20 protein-coding genes are annotated in these 19,288 nt (G+C 55.8%); 12 read left to right on the forward strand and 8 right to left on the reverse strand.

The features are described 5' to 3' along the window. Positions 1-18 precede the first annotated feature (18 nt). A complete protein-coding gene (locus tag FHW17_RS05145) occupies positions 19-369 on the forward strand; it encodes a DUF1304 domain-containing protein (RefSeq protein WP_112525337.1) in 351 nt (116 codons plus the stop codon). On the opposite strand, the gene FHW17_RS05150 is transcribed toward FHW17_RS05145, so the two are convergent. From FHW17_RS05150 to FHW17_RS05180, 7 genes are all read right to left on the reverse strand, one after another. Then, the gene (locus FHW17_RS05150; RefSeq protein WP_091879851.1) at positions 366-1,397 is read right to left on the reverse strand and encodes a peptidoglycan -binding protein; all 1,032 of its coding nucleotides are present in this window, start codon (positions 1,395-1,397) and stop codon (positions 366-368) included. The genes FHW17_RS05145 and FHW17_RS05150 overlap by 4 nt on opposite strands. A gap of 2 nt (positions 1,398-1,399) precedes the next feature. Beyond that, positions 1,400-2,422, reverse strand: a complete 1,023-nt coding sequence (locus FHW17_RS05155; RefSeq protein ID WP_112525335.1) for a MotA/TolQ/ExbB proton channel family protein — start codon at positions 2,420-2,422, stop codon at positions 1,400-1,402. A 188-nt stretch (positions 2,423-2,610) separates the two neighbouring features. Further along, on the reverse strand, positions 2,611-3,402 hold the full coding sequence (locus tag FHW17_RS05160) for an inositol monophosphatase family protein (protein ID WP_182509326.1): 792 nt from the start codon (positions 3,400-3,402) through the stop codon (positions 2,611-2,613). A gap of 65 nt (positions 3,403-3,467) precedes the next feature. Continuing rightward, positions 3,468-4,031 carry an elongation factor P gene (efp, locus tag FHW17_RS05165; RefSeq protein ID WP_112525333.1) on the reverse strand — a complete coding sequence of 188 codons (564 nt, stop codon included), beginning with the start codon at positions 4,029-4,031 and terminating at the stop codon, positions 3,468-3,470. A 149-nt stretch (positions 4,032-4,180) separates the two neighbouring features. Continuing rightward, positions 4,181-5,344 carry a M20 aminoacylase family protein gene (locus FHW17_RS05170; protein WP_182509327.1) on the reverse strand — a complete coding sequence of 388 codons (1,164 nt, stop codon included), beginning with the start codon at positions 5,342-5,344 and terminating at the stop codon, positions 4,181-4,183. Positions 5,345-5,379: 35 nt separating this feature from the next. After that, on the reverse strand, positions 5,380-6,513 hold the full coding sequence (locus FHW17_RS05175) for a tetratricopeptide repeat protein (RefSeq protein ID WP_246706724.1): 1,134 nt from the start codon (positions 6,511-6,513) through the stop codon (positions 5,380-5,382). Between the two features lie 4 nt (positions 6,514-6,517). Then, on the reverse strand, positions 6,518-7,174 hold the full coding sequence (locus tag FHW17_RS05180) for a thiamine phosphate synthase (protein WP_112525329.1): 657 nt from the start codon (positions 7,172-7,174) through the stop codon (positions 6,518-6,520). A 236-nt stretch (positions 7,175-7,410) separates the two neighbouring features. Here FHW17_RS05180 and FHW17_RS05185 point away from each other — a divergent pair, with 236 nt between their 5' ends. The 7 genes from FHW17_RS05185 (at position 7,411) to ruvB (ending at position 14,581) form a co-directional block, all read left to right on the forward strand. Further along, the gene (locus FHW17_RS05185) at positions 7,411-8,178 is read left to right on the forward strand and encodes a sulfite exporter TauE/SafE family protein (protein ID WP_091879860.1); all 768 of its coding nucleotides are present in this window, start codon (positions 7,411-7,413) and stop codon (positions 8,176-8,178) included. 139 nt (positions 8,179-8,317) lie between these two features. Further along, positions 8,318-9,535, forward strand: coding sequence for an OpgC domain-containing protein (gene opgC, locus FHW17_RS05190; protein ID WP_182509328.1), 1,218 nt, complete (start codon positions 8,318-8,320; stop codon positions 9,533-9,535). 133 nt (positions 9,536-9,668) lie between these two features. Further along, positions 9,669-11,318, forward strand: a complete 1,650-nt coding sequence (locus tag FHW17_RS05195) for an acyl-CoA synthetase (protein WP_113097093.1) — start codon at positions 9,669-9,671, stop codon at positions 11,316-11,318. Positions 11,319-11,674: 356 nt separating this feature from the next. Next, a complete protein-coding gene (locus FHW17_RS05200; RefSeq protein WP_244518269.1) occupies positions 11,675-12,220 on the forward strand; it encodes a DUF1465 family protein in 546 nt (181 codons plus the stop codon). 135 nt (positions 12,221-12,355) lie between these two features. Beyond that, on the forward strand, positions 12,356-12,883 hold the full coding sequence (gene ruvC, locus FHW17_RS05205) for a crossover junction endodeoxyribonuclease RuvC (RefSeq protein WP_182509329.1): 528 nt from the start codon (positions 12,356-12,358) through the stop codon (positions 12,881-12,883). After that, on the forward strand, positions 12,880-13,497 hold the full coding sequence (gene ruvA / locus FHW17_RS05210) for a Holliday junction branch migration protein RuvA (RefSeq protein ID WP_112525321.1): 618 nt from the start codon (positions 12,880-12,882) through the stop codon (positions 13,495-13,497). Before ruvC ends, ruvA begins: the two co-directional genes overlap by 4 nt. Positions 13,498-13,537: 40 nt before the next feature. Continuing rightward, positions 13,538-14,581: a Holliday junction branch migration DNA helicase RuvB gene (gene ruvB, locus FHW17_RS05215; protein WP_113097092.1), complete on the forward strand. Its 1,044-nt coding sequence runs from the start codon at positions 13,538-13,540 to the stop codon at positions 14,579-14,581. 209 nt (positions 14,582-14,790) lie between these two features. Here the strand turns inward: ruvB and FHW17_RS05220 are convergent, their stop codons facing one another. Then, positions 14,791-16,026, reverse strand: coding sequence for a cellulase family glycosylhydrolase (locus FHW17_RS05220; RefSeq protein ID WP_182509330.1), 1,236 nt, complete (start codon positions 16,024-16,026; stop codon positions 14,791-14,793). Positions 16,027-16,099: 73 nt separating this feature from the next. Here FHW17_RS05220 and ybgC point away from each other — a divergent pair, with 73 nt between their 5' ends. The 4 genes from ybgC to FHW17_RS05240 all read left to right on the forward strand — a co-directional run bounded on the left by ybgC (position 16,100) and on the right by FHW17_RS05240 (position 19,265). Further along, the gene (ybgC, locus tag FHW17_RS05225) at positions 16,100-16,567 is read left to right on the forward strand and encodes a tol-pal system-associated acyl-CoA thioesterase (protein WP_113097090.1); all 468 of its coding nucleotides are present in this window, start codon (positions 16,100-16,102) and stop codon (positions 16,565-16,567) included. A gap of 397 nt (positions 16,568-16,964) precedes the next feature. Continuing rightward, positions 16,965-17,675: a protein TolQ gene (tolQ, locus tag FHW17_RS05230; protein WP_091879872.1), complete on the forward strand. Its 711-nt coding sequence runs from the start codon at positions 16,965-16,967 to the stop codon at positions 17,673-17,675. A gap of 33 nt (positions 17,676-17,708) precedes the next feature. Continuing rightward, a complete protein-coding gene (gene tolR / locus FHW17_RS05235) occupies positions 17,709-18,155 on the forward strand; it encodes a protein TolR (RefSeq protein WP_112525315.1) in 447 nt (148 codons plus the stop codon). A gap of 6 nt (positions 18,156-18,161) precedes the next feature. After that, positions 18,162-19,265, forward strand: a complete 1,104-nt coding sequence (locus FHW17_RS05240) for a hypothetical protein (protein WP_112525313.1) — start codon at positions 18,162-18,164, stop codon at positions 19,263-19,265. Positions 19,266-19,288: the final 23 nt, after the last annotated feature.

Genomic DNA, 19,288 nt, shown 5'->3' on the forward strand with positions numbered 1-19,288 from the left:
GGTGAAAAGGGGACAGGGATGGTTGCAAATATTCTGATAGGGCTGGTCGCCCTGCTGCATGTCTATTTCATGTATCTGGAAATGGTGGTGTGGGATAAGCCGCTTGGCTTGAAAACATTCCGGCTGACGCAGGAATTTGCCTCAGCTTCCAAGGGGCTTGCGCTTAATCAGGGCCTTTACAACGGTTTTCTTGTTGCGGGTCTCGTCTGGGGGCTTTGGCTTGGCGAGGCAGGCTTTGCCATCAAGGTCTTTTTTCTTGGCTGTGTGATTGTGGCGGGGATTGTCGGCGGCCTCAGTGTCAACCGGCGGATTTTCATCGTGCAGGGTGTGCCAGCAATTCTCGCGCTGGCTGCCCTTACCCTGCTTTAGCGTTCGGTGAGCTTAAGCTCGATACGGCGGTTGCGCGAACGCACTTCCGGCGTATCACCGGGCTCAAGCGGCTGATATTCGCCAAAGCCTGCTGCCACCAGACGATTGGCCGAAACGCCATTGGCGATGAGGAATTTCACCACAGAAATGGCGCGGGCGGCGGAAAGCTCCCAATTATCCTTGAACTGGCCGGTGCCTGACAGCGCCACATTGTCTGTATGGCCATCAACGCGCAGAACCCAGTTGATATCGTCAGGGATTTCCTTCTGCAGATCAATCAGCGCGAGTGCGAGCTTCTTCATTTCGCCAGTGCCCGCTTCGTTCAGGACAGCTTGCCCTGACGGGAACAGCACTTCGGACTGAAAGACAAAACGGTCGCCGACAATGCGGATGTTTTCGCGGTCAGACAGGATTTCGCGCAGGCGGCCGAAGAAGTCGGACCGATAGCGATTGAGTTCCTGCACACGCTGGGCAAGGGCAACATTCAGGCGCTTGCCAAGATCGGCGATCTTGGCATTGGATTCCTTGTCGCGGGACTCCGACGCGTTAAGGGCTTCTTCCAGTGCGCCAATCTGCTTGCGCAGTGCCAATATCTGCTGGTTGAGAATTTCCACCTGCGAAAGGGCGCGCGCGCTCAACTGCTTTTCGTTTTCAAGGCCAGCGGTGAGTTCGCTGATTTTGCCATCCGCCACAGCACCGGCTCCGGCACCCTGTGACAGAACCGCCTGCAGGCGTGATTGCTCGTTCTGTGCTTTGGTTAGCGAAGCCTGCAGGTTGGCAATGGTGTCTTCCAGATCCTGCTTGTTGCCCTGTTCGAGCGACAGCATCTGGGTCAGTTCGTTGATCTGCGAATTCAGCCGGTTGAGTACGGCATCCTTGCCGGTGATTTCCTGACTGAGCAGAAACTGCGCCAGCACGAAAACCGACAGGAGGAACATGATTGCCAAGAGCAATGTCGACAGGGCGTCGACAAAGCCCGGCCAATAATCCACATGCCGGATAGCGCGGCGGTTGCGACCGAGCGCCATTCTCAGTTGTCCTTGCTGCGGGTGACGGACTCGCTGAGTTTCGCCAGCGTCTCGCGCATGGATTTCTGCTCTTCAGCCTGTTTTTCCACCCAGTCGCGCATCATCTGCTGTTCGGAGCGCATATTCTTGACGAGACCCTGAATGCCCTCCGCCAAGCTTGCCAATGCGGCTGTCGTGCGCTGGCTGGAGCCGCCGGTTTCCTGAATATTCTGGAGGCGTTCGGAAAGCGAGCGCAATTCGTCGGTCGTGCCGCTATTGGCGCCATCAAGCGCATGCAGGTCCGATCCAAGATCAGTCACACTCGACAGCCAGTTTTCCAGTTCCGTGTAAAAGCGGTTCTGCGCACGTCCGGCCTGCAGATCAAGGAAGCCGAGTACGAGAGAACCGGAAAGGCCAAAAAGCGAGGATGAGAAGGCCGTGCCCATGCCCCGGAGCGGCGATTGCAGACCCGCCTTCAATGCATCGAGAACGCCGTTTGCGTCGCCTGTGCGTGGATCAAGCGACTGGATGGTTGTTCCTATCGATTGAATGGTTTCGAGCAGACCCCAGAACGTACCAAGCAGACCGAGGAACACCAGAAGACCGATAAGGTAACGCGAGACGTCGCGGGTTTCATCGAGGCGGGTGGCGATGGAATCAAGCATGGAACGCATGGCATTGGTTGAAAGTGCCATGGACTGACGCCGCCCGATCAAAGCGCGCATGGGCGCAAGCATCACCGGCTTGGAGTTCGGATCGGAATTGCCTTCGCGGAAGGAGTTAACCCAGCGCACCTCGGGGAAAAGCCTGATGACCTGACCAAAAGCCAGAAGGATGCCGACGATCAGCACACCGATGATGAGGCCGTTGAGGCCGGGATTGGTGGTGAAGAACCCACTGATCTGGCGGGAGAGAATGGCGGCGATAAAAGCAACAATGGCCAGAAAGATGGCCATCGACAAAAGCACAAGCCGCGGGCTGGAAAGCCTGTAAGGATCATAGTCGTCACCGTCCATGACCCGGCGGGTTGTACTGAAATCAGCCATTACATCGTCTCCGCATTCGCCACACGCCAAGCAACCTCGCTCGTGTCACTGGACGAGCGGAAATCGCACAAACCCAAATCGGTTTATGCGACCCTAACCGAAATTATGGTTAAAATGGAAGGTGGAATGCGGTGACAGCTGAATTTGTTCTGATTTTAAGCAAATTCAGCTGCAGAGAGGCAAAATGCTCAGATTGGCTTCTTCAGTGTCTTGAGCAGGGCGCGCTGGATGGCTTCATTGCCAGCAACAATGAACTTGCTTTCAACGACATCCTGACTGCCTTCGAGATCGGTGACAAAGCCACCGGCTTCGCGCACCATGATGATGCCCGCACCCGTATCCCAAGGGGAAAGGCCATCTTCCCAGAAACCGTCAAAGCGGCCCGCTGCAACCGCCGCCAGATCAAGCGCCGCAGCGCCCATGCGGCGGATGCCGGAGACTTCGCCCATGACATTGCGCAACTGCACAAGATAATCGCCATGATGGCCACGGCCCAGATGCGGAACGCCGGTACCGATAACGGAATCAACCAGCTTGATGCGGCCCGAAACACGCAGACGGCGATCATTAAGGAACGCTCCGCCGCCACGCTCTGCCGTGTAGAGTTCGTCCATCGCCGGGTTGAAGATCACGCCCGCAACGATCTGGCCCTGACGTTCCAACGCGATTGAAACAGCAAACATCGGAATGCCGTGCAGGAAGTTGGTGGTGCCGTCGAGCGGATCAACCAGCCAGCGGTGCTGGCTGTCACTGCCTTCGATCACACCTGACTCTTCCATCAGGAAGCTGTAATCAGGACGGGCCCGGCTCAGTTCGGCATGGATGATTTCTTCGGCCTTGCGGTCGGCCTGGCTGACATAGTCGCCGGGGCCCTTGAGCGAAACCTGCAGATTCTGCACTTCGCCGAAATCGCGCGCCAGGGAACGGCCAGCCTTCATCGCTGCCTGAACCATTACATTGAGGATCGCTGAACGCGCCATTTAAGGTCATTCTCCGTCAGAATTTGTTGATCAGGGCGCCGAAAATCCCGGCGCCCGACACCGGCTTAGTCAGCGCGGCGGACGTAGGTCAGTTCGTTGGTGTCGACGATGATGCGTTCACCCGAAGAAATGAATGGTGGAACGAGAACGCGAATGCCGTTTTCAAGCACAGCCGGCTTGTAGGACGACGCTGCGGTCTGGCCCTTGACGACGGGATCTGCCTCGGTGATGGCAAGCGTAACGTAGTCAGGCAGGGAAATGCCGATTGGACGTTCGTCATAGAGTTCGACAGTGACCATCATGCCGTCCTGCAGGAACGCAGCGCGGTCGCCGACGAAATCCTTCTGCAGTTCCAGCTGTTCATAGCTGGCAGTGTCCATGAAAATGAGCGCTTCGCCCTGTTCGTAGAGGAAGGAGAAATCCTTCTGCTCAAGGCGGACCTTTTCAACGGTTTCAGCGGCGCGGAAGCGCTCATTGAGCTTGGTGCCGTTGAGGAGGTTCTTCAGTTCAACCTGATTATACGCGCCGCCCTTGCCGGGCTTGACTGCGTTCGTCTTGACGGCGACCCAAAGGCTGCCATCATGTTCGATCACATTGCCAGGACGGATTTCATTACCGTTGATTTTCATTTGTTTATCCGGATTGCTGTTGAGGACCGGGCGCCGACATGGCGGCGGCAGCCGATATTGGCGCCTCCAAGACCACAAAATCGCGCGATAGGCAAGAGAAAGCGCAAAAAGAGCCTGTTAAGACCCTTTTCGCGGCTAAGCCCGAAACGTCAAGCAGCCAGTGCAGTTTCCGCCACGGAAACCCAATAGCTGATGCCATAGGGAATGGCATCGTCATTGAAATCATAGGCTGAATTGTGCAGGGCAGCCGTGTCGCCATTGCCAAGGAAAATGAAAGCGCCGGGGCGCTTTTCCAGCATGTAGGAAAAATCTTCCGCGCCCATAACCGGCGGCATATTGGTATTGACGGCACTGTCACCGGCAATCATTTGGGCGACACCCGTGGCGAAATCCGTCTCGCGATCATGGTTGAATGTGACGGGATAGCCCTGATCATACTTGACCTCGGCCTTAGCCCCAAAAATAGCCGCCGTGGCCTCGGCGACTTCTGTCACACGCTTGCGGGCGAATTCACGAATTTCCGGTGCAAGGGTGCGAACCGTACCTGACAGCGTTACGACATTCGGGATGACATTGGTTGCATCGCCGCCGTGAATCATTGCCACGGAAATAACGAGGGATTTGAGCGGATCAAGTTCGCGCGATACGAGCGATTGCAGGGCAAGCACCGTATGAGCCGATACAACCACGGGATCAACAGTTGTATGCGGTTTGGCGGCATGGCCGCCACGACCGATCACCTTGATCTCGAATTCGTCCGTTGCCGCCATGATGGAGCCCTTGCGTAATGCAAACTGGCCAACGGGCAGACCGGGTGCATTGTGCATGCCATAGACTTCCTTGATCGCGAAGCGGTCCATCAGGCCGTCATTGATCATTGCCAGTGCGCCAGCGCCGCCTTCTTCTGCGGGCTGGAAGATCACGGCTACCGAGCCGCGGAAATTGCGGGTTTCAGCAAGATATTGTGCTGCGCCGAGCAACATGGCGGTGTGGCCATCATGGCCGCAGGCATGCATCTTGCCCGCTGTCTTCGAAGCCCAAGGCTTGCCGCTGGCTTCAACGATGGGCAAGGCGTCCATATCGGCGCGCAAGCCAATGGCCGGACCATCGCCATGACGGCCATGGATAATGCCGACGACGCCGGTCTGGCCGATGCCTGTTTCAACGCTGTCGCAACCGAAAGAGCGCAGTTTTTCCGCGACGAATTTGGAAGTTTCATGCACGTCATAAAGGATTTCCGGGTTCTCATGCAGATGCCGGCGCCATTCGGCGACACTCGGTTGCATTTCATGGGCTCGGTTAATCAACGGCATGTTCAGCTTCCCATTTCTGTTCGGTCATTGCGGTGTTAACGCAGCTTGTTGGCTTCAGTCAGTGCGGCCTTCATCTGGTCATCGTCGAGGCCGTCCATGAAAGAATCAAGCTCGGGGTCGGTCAATCCCGCGCGTCTGGCAACCATGTACCAGGCGGCGGCCTTGACGGAATCACCTTCGACCCCAAGGCCCTGATAGTAAAGCTTGGCGAGCTGTGCCTGTGCTGCGACATTACCGCCTACGGCAGCGCGCAGTGTCCAGCCAAACCCCGATCCATAGTCGCGAGGGCCGCCGCGCCCTTCAACAAACCACCGGCCAAGGTCAAGTTGGGCCGTGTCATAACCGCGTTTTGCCGCCTTGATGAGATATTCGCGGGCTTTCGCATCGTCGCGCGGAACCGCCAGTGTCCCATTGGCAAGAATCTGGCTAACGGCATATTCCCCATCGGGAAGCCCCTGCGTGGCAGCTTTCAGAAACCATGGATAAGCATTCTCAATACCCAGCGCGCCTGGGTGTTCCTGCATCATTATCTGGCCATAGTTGAATTGCGCCATGGCATTACCACCATCGGCAGCAGCCTTCATCAGGGTCTTGGCCTTGGCGGGGTCCTTCGGCGCATATTTTCCCTGAAGCAGAATGGTGCCATAGCGGAACTGCGCTTCCGGATTGCCCTGTTCAGATGCCTTGCCGTACCATTTTGCCGATTCAGCCAGATTGACAGGTATGCCGAGGCCACGCGCCAGCATATCGGCAATCAGCACCTGTGCTGCACCGTCGCCGCTCTCGGCGCGGGGTAGAGCGAGATTATAGGCGGTCTTGTAAAGGCCGCGCTGATAAGCGCCAAAAGCCTCGTCGATGGCGCCCTTGCCGAAGCGTGTCGGATTGACAATGTCGACCGTGGGATCACTGGCCAGTTTCGGCTTGTCCTGCTTCGGGGTCGTTTGCGGTGTTTCAAGCGGCTGTGGTGCGTCGGTGGGTGCCGACGTTAATGATGGAGCATGATTGACGGCAGGAGCAGGCGTGTCTGGTGCAGCAGGTGCAGGAGCAGCTGGTGTTTCCGTGGCTGTTGGAGCGGGCGCTGTCTGGGCTGCAGCCGCGTGCATGAAAACCGGTGATATCGCCAGCACTGCCGCGATGGCGCAAACGAGGTTTCCGGATTTTACTCCCATGGGCCTAGTCCTCAAATCGCGGCGCGTGCTCATCAAGCAGCCGGTTCGCTTCCTTGATGGCGTCTGCCGGTTTGTCATGGCCGAAAACGGCTGCGCCGAGCGCTATAAATTCTGCGCCGGTTGCCGCTGCGTCAGTGATGCTTTCCAACGTATTGCCCGCCTGAACGATGCAGGGAATCTCGATCATTGACGCCCACCAGTCGGCAAGCTCAACATTGCGCGGATGGGCTTCAGGCGTGGTATCAGCGCCAATCTTGCCGAAAAGTACATAATCGGGCTGGGCTTCGCCAATTTCGAGAGCAGTGTGGCGATTCTTGATATTACCGGTGCCGACGATCAGCTTGGGCGAGAATTTTTCGACATTTGCAGCAAGGTCACTGGCCGGGCCTTCAAGATGCAGACCATCTGCTTTAACGCGGCCGGCAATCTGTGTGTTGCCGACGATGATGGCGGCAGCACCGGCACTCTGGATGATCGGGACAACGGTCTCCGCCATGGTCTGAAAAAGTGTTTCGTCCGTCTCATAGGCTGAGAGCAACACGGAAGCGACATCGCCGCCAGACAGCGCGTCGGTCAGTTTTTTTGCCAGTTCGTCGGCGCTCGCAACCGGGGGCGCGATCAGAACGATACGGCAGCGTTGGGGTGTCTGGTCATTGTTCATTGGCTGCAACCTTACAATCGTTCTCTATAGAATGGGCAATCGTGATGGAATTCGGGCATAGAGGATGACCGTTCATTTGAACAGTCTTTTCGATGCCTCATGTCCCACACGTCTGTTGCATATTAGTCTTACGACGTAATTACTTAGTAGCAAACAGGTGCTTGCCGCAAAAAGCATTTTTCAATTGCCGATGTGATCAGTTAAGGATGAAAGACCCTCCTTACCGGATTTCCATCATGCATGATCTCCTGTTGAACCCATGGTTCTATGCCGCTGCCGTTCCGGCCACGATCCTGATCGGGTTGTCGAAAGGCGGCCTTGGCGGCGCCATGGGGCAGGTCGGTGTGCCGTTGATGGCGCTGGTCATGCCGCCAGTGCAGGCGGCGGCGATCATGCTGCCAATCCTTATCATCATGGATGTGGCGAGCCTGTGGAGCTGGCGGGGCTATCGCGACAACAAGACCCTGAAGCTGATGTTGCCGGGCGCTTTGCTTGGTATCGGCATCGGCTGGCTGACCGCATCTGTTGTGACCGATGACATGGTGAAACTCATTGTCGGTGCCGTCGCGATCATCTTTTTTGCGCGCTATATTTTCACCAGCGCGGCCAAACGTGCCGCGGCGCAACCGCACAATGCAGCGGCTGCAACCTTCTGGTCGACCATTGCCGGGTTCACAAGTTTTGTTGCCCATGCGGGCGGTCCGCCCTATCAGGTTTATGCCCTGCCGCTGCGGCAGGACCCAAAGATCTACAACGGCACGAGCGTTATCTTTTTCGCGATTGTTAATGCGATAAAAGTCATCCCATATTTTGCGCTGGGCCAGTTTGACGCCGAGAATCTCAAGGCCGCAGCGGTTCTGATGCCCATAGCGCCGCTTGCAACTTTTGCGGGTGCATGGATTGTAAAACGCATGCGCCCTGAGGTGTTTTATCCCTTCATGTATATCATGATCCTATTGATGGGATTGAAGCTTTCCTACGATGGATTGGCCGCTTTGTTATAATTATGAACTAAAGTTGATCGGCCGAATCGCAACTTTCGGACTATGTAAACATTATCAATCACGACCGTCGAAGAACCGCTCCCCTACGAGGCCGGGAGTGCTGTGGTTGAATCTTGCATGACAGGAATTGGTGAATGCTATGACACAGACACAGCTCCAACAGCGGGATACCCGCATTGATGTTTTCCGGGCTCTGGCACTGCTGACCATCTTCATCAACCATGTGCCGGGAACCGTTTATGAGCATCTGACCCATAAAAATCTGGGCTTTTCGGACTCTGCCGAAGCATTCGTGCTGATCTCCGGTATTGCGGTCGGTCTTGCCTATGGCTCGAAGTTCGAGGCGGGCAACCGCTTTCTTATCACGTTGAAAGCCTGGCGCCGCGCGGCGACGCTTTATAGCGCGCATATCCTGACGACAGTGGCAACGCTGGCGATTTTTTGTGCCGCCGGACTTTATCTCAATCGTCCGGAATTCATGTCCTTCATCAATATCGGACCATTGATGGATCAACCGGCTGAGGCGCTGATTGGTCTTGCCACGATGGGGCACCAGCTCGGCTATAATAATATCCTGTCGATGTATGGCGTGCTGCTTCTTATGCTGCCGCTGTTCCTGTTCCTCGGCAATATCAGCCTGTCAGCCATGGTTGGCTTTTCCGGCCTGCTGTGGCTGGTATCGGGTGTTTACCAGATTGCCCCACCCAATTACCCGACTCCTGGCGTGTGGTTCCTGAACCCGCTGTCTTGGCAGTTTCTGTTCGTCATCGGCATCGCCGGTGTGATGCATGTGCGCCGGGGCGGCCAGATCCCGTTCAACAAATATCTGTTCGGATTTTCCGTCGGCTACATTCTGCTTGCGCTGCTTTGGGTACGGGTGCCGTTCTGGGGTATTGATACGTCGATGGGTCTGCCCATGGTGGTGACAGGTTTTGACAAGACATTCCTGTCATTGACCCGTCTCGTCCATGTGCTGGCACTGGCCTATGTGATCGTCTCGGTCCCGGCCATTTCCAATCTGGCACGCACGCCAGAAGATCATCCGCTGGCTATTCTCGGCAAGCATTCGCTGCCGGTGTTTATCGCCGGGACAATCCTTGCCATGGTTGCGCAGATCGTCAAGGAGATGAACCCGGGCGATGTGCTTGATGATACGCTGCTGATTGCAAGTGGAATCATGGCGCAGTTTGCGCTCGCCCATTATCTTGAATGGTTGCCGAGTATTGGCTGGGGCAAGCGTCCCGTTCCGCAGGCTCACGTAGCAAAAGCAAAGCTGGTTGTCGCTGGCAGGCCTGTTCATAGCGCGGCGAGGAGTTCGGGAATGAAATCCGTAACAGCGAAGACCGCTATCTCCTGATTGCTCTTCCCGGTTTCGACTATTGGCCCGTCCTGATTTTCAGGGCGGGTTTTGTTGGGTGGTCAGGAAAAACCGTTAGCCATCATTTGTTTCCATGGTCTAAGCTTCTCATGCAAAGCGTTGGGAGGCGTATATGGGTGGTGGAATTTTTGATCGTGATCTTGAGCGCAATGCGGCCAATTACCAGCCGCTGACGCCGCTGACCTATCTGGAACGGGCAGCGCGGGTTTACCCGTCGAGAACGGCGATCATTCACGGCTCTCAACGTTATGACTATGGCACGTTCTATCGCCGTACCCGCCAGTTGGCGTCGGCGCTGTCCCGTCGCGGGATCGGCAAGGGCGATACTGTTACAGTAATGCTTTCGAATACGCCGCCGATGCTGGAAGCGCATTTCGGTGTGCCCATGACCAAGGCCGTGCTGCATTCGGTCAATACGCGGCTCGATGCGGCGGTGATCGCCTTCCAGCTTGACCATGCGGAAACCAAGATCGCCATTGTCGACACGGAATTCTCTGCGGTTTTCCGCGAGGCTCTCGCACTCGCCAAAGTCAAACCACTGGTCATTCATTTCGTCGATACGGAATATCCAGATGATGCGCCCTATCCGCAGGGTGAGCCGTTCGGTGAGATCGATTACGAGGCTTTCGTTGCGAGCGGCGACCCTGACTATGCATGGTCAATGCCCGATGATGAATGGGATTCCATCACGCTCAACTATACGTCGGGCACGACAGGCGATCCAAAGGGCGTGGTCTATCATCATCGCGGCGCGGCGCTGATGGGCTATGGCAATGTGGTGGCATCCGGCATGGGGCGTTATCCCGTCTATCTGTGGACCCTGCCGATGTTCCACTGCAATGGCTGGTGCTTTCCATGGACGCTCGCCTTGCAATTCGGCACCCATGTCTGCCTGCGCTGGGTCCGGGCAAAGCCGATTTATGATGCGATTGCCGATCTTGGCGTAACACATCTCTGTGGTGCGCCCATCGTCATGTCTGTGCTGATCAACGCGGCTGAAAAGGACAAGCGCGAATTCCCGCAAACAGTAACCTTCAATACAGCCGCAGCACCGCCGCCGGAATCCATTCTGGCCGGTATGGCTGATGCAGGGTTTGCGGTCACGCATCTCTATGGCCTGACGGAAACCTATGGTCCTGCGGTCGTCAATGAATGGCAGGATGAGTGGGATGCGCTGGAAGCCTCCTCCCGTACCGCCAAGAAGGCACGTCAAGGTGTGCGTTATGCCTCGCTTGAGGACCTCGCTGTGCTTGATCCTGAAACCATGCAGCCGGTGCCTGCCGATGGCGAGACGATCGGCGAGGTCATGTTCCGTGGCAATATTGTCATGAAGGGATATCTGAAAAACCGGCAAGCCAGCGATGCAGCTTTTTCCGGTGGATGGTTTCATTCCGGCGATCTCGGCGTCATGTATCCTGATGGCTATATCCAGCTGAAGGATCGCTCCAAGGATATTATCATTTCCGGCGGCGAGAACATTTCCTCCATCGAAGTCGAAGATGCCCTTTACAAGTTTCCTGCTGTGGGTGCCTGCGCCGTCGTGGCGCGGCCGGATGATAAATGGGGCGAGACACCGCTTGCCTTCGTGGAACTCAAGCCGGGGCAGGTGGCGACAGAGGAAGAATTGATCGCCCATTGCCGGACATTGCTTGCCCGTTTCAAGGTGCCAAGGCATGTGCTTTTCGAGGCAATACCGAAGACATCGACCGGAAAAATCCAAAAGTTTGAACTGCGAAAGCGGGCAAAACTGATGGGAAGCTGATTGCTTGATGCAACCTTTTGGATGCGGATGGTTTCAACTTCAATGTCGGCATTAACCGCTTGTTAAGCATTACAAGCTATAAATTGATCATCCAGTTTTCTGGATTCTTACCAAGTGGTTTGGCCACTTTGTTTGACGCCTCCCTGTTAGACTCCTGAGAGCCGCCACGTTTTGCGGCTCTTTTTTTTATGTTCATATCTATCCGGCGGCCCTGACGTTAACCCTTTATTAAGGATAAACTTGCGCTCATGTGTGCATGCGGGCAGGTTGCTGGGGAATACCGCCCGTTGACCGTTGTGGTGCCCCGCTTGCTGTCCCAGTAAGAGAGCGCTGCTTTGAGAATCAGCGGATTTTTAATGACAGGGCATGAAATGGCTGAACGGGAATATTACGCTGACAATACAATCCGGCTGGCCGATCGCATGGTCCGCTCGGAAACGTTCAATCATATCTATGATGAAGGCATGAGCCTTGTTGAGGAAGCTGCTGCCTATCTCGACGGGGAAGGCCGCGCCGAAGCCAAACGCTTGAGCCGTATTGCGGCAACGCTTTATGCCGCCGAATCAATGCGTCTGACCACACGTCTGATGCAGGTTGCCTCATGGCTATTGCTGCAACGGGCCTCGCGCAGCGGAGAAATGACGCAGGAACAGGTTCTGTCGGAGAAGGCGAAAGTCCGCCTCGATACGGAATCAGCACCGGAAGATGTGGAAGGTTGGGATGAAATCCCCTTCGACTATTGCGATCTCGTCCATCGTTCACTGCGCTTGCAGGCCCGTGTCAGGCAGATGGATGACGAAATTTATAATGAGGGCGCCAGCACCGGCCCAAGGCGGGCGCTGACGACCAATCCTGTTTCCGACCAGATCAGCCTGCTCGCCACAGCTTTCGCCCATCGCTAATCCCTTTCCGCAGAGCAATTCTGTTTAGGCTGGAAGGGCTCTGGCATATGATAATCGTGTACAACATATAGATTTGTTTCTCTTTTGTTCACCTTTCTGCTGTCAAGTTCCCTGACAGCTCGATAAGGTCTCGACATGAAAGAAGCGATTCGCATCATTGGAATTGATCCCGGCCTGCGGCGTACCGGATGGGGTATCATTGAAACGCTCGGTAATTCCCTGCGTTTCGTGGCAGCCGGCACAGTCCTTTCCGATGCAAAACTTGATCTTGCATCGCGGCTTTGCCAGTTGCATGACGGACTTGTCGGGATCATTCACGGCCAGATGCCGCATGAGGCAGCCGTTGAACATACATTCGTCAACAAGGATGCCACCGCGACACTGAAACTCGGTCAGGCACGCGGTATTGCCCTGCTTGTTCCTGCACTGGCTGGATTGCCGGTTGCCGAATATGCGCCCAACGCGGTCAAGAAAGCGGTGATCGGTGTCGGGCATGGAGAAAAGCAGCAGATTCACATGATGGTGAAGGTGCTGATGCCCAAGGCGACATTCGATACGGATGATGCGGCGGATGCGCTGGCGGTTGCTATCTGTCATGCGCATCACAGACAGAGCGCCATTGGCCGGATTGCCATCGAACAGAAACTGGCGGCACAGCTATGATTGGAAAACTGAAGGGCACTGTTGATGAGATTGCCGAGGATCATGTGATCCTTGACGTGCATGGGGTGGGCTATGTCGCCTATTGCTCGGCGCGAACGCTGTCGAACATGCCCGCGCCCGGCGAAGCAGCAGTGCTTCTGATTGAAACCTATGTGCGGGAAGATCTGATCCGCCTGTTCGGGTTCGGTACTGCGCTGGAGCGCGAATGGTTCCGCCTGTTGCAGAGCGTGCAGGGTATCGGTGCCAAGGTGGCCTTGAGCGTTCTCGGGACCTTGACGCCCTCCGATCTCGCCAATGCCATTGCGCTGCGCGATATTGCGATGGTGAGCCGCGCACCGGGTGTCGGCAAGAAAGTGGCCGAGCGCATTGTCATAGAGCTGAAAAACAAGGCGCCTGCCTTTGCCGGTGAAGCTATGGGCACAATTGGTCTCAAGCAGGAGCTGGGTGAGGGCGTTGCCCCCGCCCCGGTTGCCGATGCGGTTTCGGCGTTGACCAATCTTGGCTATTCCCGCGATCAGGCTGCCAATGCGATTGCTGCAGCGCTCCGGGATGCGGGCGAAGATGCTGATTCCGCCAAGCTGATCCGTTTGGGTTTGAAGGAACTTTCCCGGTGATACGGTTGCCTGATCAAGCGCGCTATGCGAGGACATCCGCATGAGTGATGTCAGCCGATTGATAACCCCCGACAAACGCGGCGAAGATGCCGATACGTCGCTGCGCCCGCAAACACTGAATGATTTTGTCGGGCAGGCGGCAGCGCGGGCCAATCTGAAAGTTTTTATCGAAGCTGCCAAGTCACGCGGTGAGGCGCTGGATCACGTATTGTTTGTCGGGCCGCCCGGTCTTGGCAAGACGACGCTGGCGCAGATCATGGCCAAGGAGCTTGGCGTCAATTTCCGCTCGACATCCGGACCGGTGATTGCCAAAGCGGGCGATCTGGCGGCGCTTTTGACCAACCTTGAAGAGAATGACGTTCTCTTCATCGATGAAATCCATCGTCTTAATCCGGCAGTGGAAGAAATTCTCTACCCAGCCATGGAAGATTATCAGCTCGATCTGATCATCGGTGAAGGTCCTGCCGCGCGTTCGGTCAAGATTGATCTGGCCAAATTCACGCTGGTCGCGGCGACGACGCGTCTCGGGCTTTTGACAACACCCTTGCGCGATCGCTTCGGCATTCCTGTCCGGCTCAATTTCTATACGGTTGAGGAATTGGAGCATATCGTCCGGCGCGGTGCCCGCATCATGGGTATCGGCATGACCGATGATGGCGCGCTGGAAGTTGCGCGCCGGGCTCGCGGTACGCCGCGCATTGCCGGACGGCTTTTACGCCGGGTGCGGGATTTCGCCATTGTGGACGGCAAGGATTCCATTGACCGCCAGACCGCCGATTCCGCGCTGTTGCGGCTTGAAGTGGATGCATTGGGACTTGACCAACTTGACCGGCGTTATCTCTCAATGATTGCCCATAATTTCGGTGGCGGACCTGTTGGTATTGAAACCATTGCGGCGGGGCTTTCCGAGCCGCGTGATGCCATCGAGGATATTATCGAGCCCTATCTCATCCAGCAGGGCTTTATCCAGCGCACCCCGCGCGGACGCGTGCTGACCGCCAATGCGTGGAAGCATCTGGGCCTGAATGCACCTGCGGAGATCATCCAGCAGCAGATCAGCATGTTTCAGGAAGATGAGGATTAGGGCTGGATTTGTTCGTTTGGTCGATGGTGGCTGTATAATGATGGTTCGTGGTTCGACAAGCTCACCATGAGGGAGAGGGGTGATGAAAGGGAGCTAAATTCTGCTCCCTTTTTGATCTGCAATGTTTGTGATCTGAAATATCGGCGATTATCGTTGCAACACTTTCCCTCATGGTGAGCTTGTCGAACCACGAACCACGGGAACATCCATCACCGTCCCCTCAATCCCAACCCCTTCAAAATAACTGGATCAAGCTGGCGCTTGTCATCATCAAGGGTGATGCCGAAAGCACCGCCCCATGACCAGACCGACCACGGAAAGCCGCGTTGTTGTGCTGCCTGTGTCATATCCCTGAGATAGGCGGCGCGCCAGGCAGACGGCATGTGGAACTCCTTCTGGTATTCCTGCCGGATCATGCCGAACTCGCCGAGCAGTATGCGCTCCGGCGCAATCTTGTGCGCCTTGCCCCAGCTTTCGGCCTTTTTGAAAGGCTCATCCAGCTTCGATTGTGTCTGTGCCGCGTTCATGACGCCGCCCGCCATGCTGTCGAGCCCTTGAAGCAATTCAGGCCTTTGTGCTTCGGGCGCTTTCTCCGTGATCTTCTTGCGAATGGCTGTCAGTCGTTCGGCAAGAGCTTTCGGCCCCATCAAATCGGGCGGATAGGGCAGGTGCTCGACATAACTCATCACATCGCCGGTCCAGCTGGCACCCTGATGCGTCAGGAAATAGGGCTCGTAACTGTGGAATGTCCAGATGATGTTGTCGTCGTTAAACTCAGCCGGATCAATCTTGTCGAGACCCCAGGCGCTGGACCAGCAGCCACCTGACAGCACCAATGTATGAACAGGGGCGCCTTTGCGTGCGGCTGCATAAAGCCGTTTCAGCATGGGTGGCCATTTAGGCGCTACAGTGGGATCGCAATCGATCACCGGTTCGTTCAGCGCTTCAAAAGCCGTTGTGACGGGATCGGTGACAGAGAGGGCTTTGCCAAACCGTTCGACCATAGCCAGATAGCGGTTAAACAGGGCTTCGTCCGCAATCACCTGCTTTGTGCCTATTTTGCGGGAGTCGCTCGGGATCAGGTGAAAATCAACAATCACCTTCAATCCGGCTTTGTGCAATTGATCGACGGCGGCAAGTGTTTCCCGCATCAGCCTTGTTATGCGTGCTTCCGATGCATCCTCCAGAAAGATCGCGGGATCGACAGGCATGCGCACAAAGTCAAAACCCGCTTTGCGTATATCGGCAAGATTGCGGTCTGTTACGCCTTTGCGCCATTCTGGGAAATTGGCCAAAACCTCCTCGTCATCCCAGTGCTCCGGGCCGGGCCATGTGGTCCAGATATCGAGATTGAGGCCGCGCTGCATGGTGAACGTGGCTGCCAAAGCGCCCGAGGTAAAGACCAGAAGCCATGCGAGGCAGAGAAGGGCGCGGAATGCGGGCAAGGTCAGTTTCCTTCACAACCTCTGGTAATGGCTCTGGACAAAATGCCTGTCGTGCCTGCAAAAGGGAAGGATCATGAGTGAAAACAATCTTTCCGTTCCGCCCATTGGCGGCCTTGCTGGCGAACTAACACCGTTCGGGCACCGTCTTCTGGCACGGGTTTATTATGCCGATACCGATTTCTCGGGGATCGTCTATCACGGACGCTATCTGGAATTTCTGGAGCGCGGGCGCACCGACTACCTGCGGCTGCTTGGCGTGCATCATTCAGAGCTTGCCGATGGCAAGCACGGCGAGAGCATTGTCTGGGTTGTCAGGCGTATGGAGATTGATTTCAAGGGTGCAGCCCGTATTGACGATGTGCTGACGGTTGAAACCCGCACTGCCGAAATTTCAGGTGCGCGGGTCAAGATGGCGCAAGCGATAAAGCGGGGCGATGATCTCTTGATTTCAGCCACTGTTGAAGCGGCGCTGATCAATAATGCCGGACGTCCGCGCCGGTTTCCTGCCGAATGGATCAAGCTTTTTCAGCCTGAGGCATAAATTTATTCAGCCCGGGCATAAAAATATTCAGCCTGTAACCTGAATTCAGCGCGTTTAAATGCCGCTTGGGTGCAGAATCATAACTGATCCTTAACCATAACAAACCATGAATAAGGCTATGAAACGGGGTGTTTCGCGTTAACGCCTTCGTTTTACCAAAATTAACCGTGAGAAGCCGCGGTATGAATACTGGAAAAAGTCCGGTCTCAGAACGTGGCTCTCGGAATTTAGTCAGCAAGTATGGATGCCGGTCCGGCGTTCGGCCGAGTTCCAAAGAAATAAATTGGCGCGTGGCCGTATTGCCGAACCTTTTATACTTCGGTGGACCATGCACGGGTACAAGAGACGATTGCAGCCCGGTTGAAATACCGGGTTTTCGGATTCGAGGGTAGTGGATATGGAAAATTTAGCGGTTGCTGTTCAGACATCGGATGTTTCCCTATGGGGACTGTTCTGGCAGGCCGGATTTATCGTCAAGCTCGTCATGGTCGGCCTTCTCGGGGCCTCCATCTGGACCTGGGCGATCATCATCGACAAGGTGCTCGGCTATGGCCGCGCCAAGCGCGCCTTTGACCGTTTCGAGCAGGTCTTCTGGTCCGGCCAGTCCCTCGAAGAGCTTTACCGCAATCTCGGCGAAAAGCGCACCACCGGCATGGGCTCGATCTTTATTGCCGCGATGCGCGAATGGAAAAAGTCGTTTGAGAAGGGCGCACGTTCTCCCATCGCCCTGCAGATGCGTATCGATAAGGCCATGGACGTCGCTCTGTCACGTGAAAGTGATATTCTCGCGGCGCGTCTCGGATTTCTGGCAACCATTGGTTCCGCCGGACCCTTCATTGGTTTGTTCGGCACGGTCATCGGTATCATGACCTCGTTCATGGGCATTGCCGGTTCCAAATCGACAAGCCTCGCGGTTGTCGCGCCCGGTATCGCCGAAGCGCTGCTGGCGACGGCTATCGGTCTGGTTGCGGCTATTCCTGCGGTTATTGCCTACAACAAACTGTCAAGCGATGCGGGCAAACTGACCGCTCGCATGGAGGGCTTTGCGGACGAATTCTCCGCCATACTCTCGCGGCAAATCGATGAGAAGCTGGCGCCGCGTTCTTAAGCAATTGGTTTTACAAGTGCAGGATTAATTGCCATGGGCATGTCTGTTGGTAACAAAGGTTCAGGTGGACGCGGCCGGCGCGGGCGCGCCAGCAAGGCGTTGATGAGTGAAATCAATGTGACGCCGCTCGTCGACGTCATGCTCGTGCTCCTGATCATTTTCATGGTGACCGCACCGATGATGACGGTGGGCGTGCCTATCGATATGCCTGAGACACAGGCCAAGGCGCTGAACAGCGAAACCAACCCTATTTACGTGACGATCAATCAAAAAGGTCAGGTATTCCTGCAGGAAACCGAGATTCCGATTGAAGAAATCGTCCCCAAACTTCAGGCCATCGCCAAGACCGGCTATGAAGAACGCATTTTTGTCAAAGGCGACAAGTCTGCCGATTACGGCACGATCATGAAGGTCATGGCGCGTATCTCCGGCTCAGGATTCAAGAATATCGGTCTCGTCAGTCTCCCGGAAGGCAGCTGATCGACCATGAGGACAAGCGTTACAACCTCCGCCATTATCCATGCCGTTTTACTCGGCTGGGGGCTGTTGACCTTTTCTGCGCCAACGCCGATGGACTTGGCCAATTCTGAATCGCTGCCCATCGAGATCATTTCCGATACGACCCAGCTACAGAAGGGCGATACCAAAGCGCCGAAGGCTGAGAAATCTGCGCCAAAGCCGACGGAAAAGCCGCAGACAAAACCTGACGCCCAGAATATTGGCGACAGCGAAAATGACGTTGAATCAAAACCTATTCCGACGACGAAGCCAAAGGTTGTAGAGTCAGCGGAGGCTCCGAAGCCATCGGAAGTGCCTGTCACCAAACCTGATCCTAAGCCCGTCGTGCAGCCGGAAACAAAGCCCGTTCCCGTTCCAGCGACGGAAATAGCGCCTGAGGCAAAGCCGAAACAGGAGGTTGCGCCGGACCCGATTACATCAGCGATCAACGATTCCAAGCCAGCGCCAACTCCTGACGCACCGAAGGCAGAGCCAACCCCGCAGGCGGAAAAGCCAGCCGAGGAAGCATTCAAGCTGCCGGAAAACGTGGCCAAGCCTGAGGACAAGCCAAAGCCTGCCCCTGCGCAGACTGCGACAACGCCTGAACGCAAGGAAAACAAGGATACGCCGAAGCCAACGAAGACCGCGCCAACGCCGTCCAAGGAGAAGAACGGTATTGCTGATCAGGTTGCAGATTTGTTGAATCGTGAGAAGCCATCTGGTGGTGGTGCCAAGCGGTCGACCGACCAGGCCTCGCTTGGTGCCACAAAATCCACGGGTGGCAATAAGCTGAGCCAAAATGAAATGGATGCATTGCGCGGAATCATCTCGAAGAACTGGAACAAGCCTGTCGGAGCCCCTGACTATCCAGACATGATTGTGGTGGTCAAATTCCGGCTTACTAAAACCGGTGAAGTTGACGGTACTCCTACGGTTACCGGCAGCGGTGGTGATGCGACGGTCTTGAATGCGGCAAAGAGTGGGGCCTTGCGGGCGGTAATGCGCTCTGCGCCCTACACTTTACCACAAGATAAATATGAAGGTGGCTGGGACGTTGTCGAACTGACATTCCACCCTGCCGCAGATGACTAATAGGCCAGCCAAAAGAGGGCCCT

Origin of the sequence: Phyllobacterium sp. P30BS-XVII (genome assembly GCF_014138335.1) — a bacterium.
GTDB lineage: Bacteria > Pseudomonadota > Alphaproteobacteria > Rhizobiales > Rhizobiaceae > Phyllobacterium > Phyllobacterium meliloti.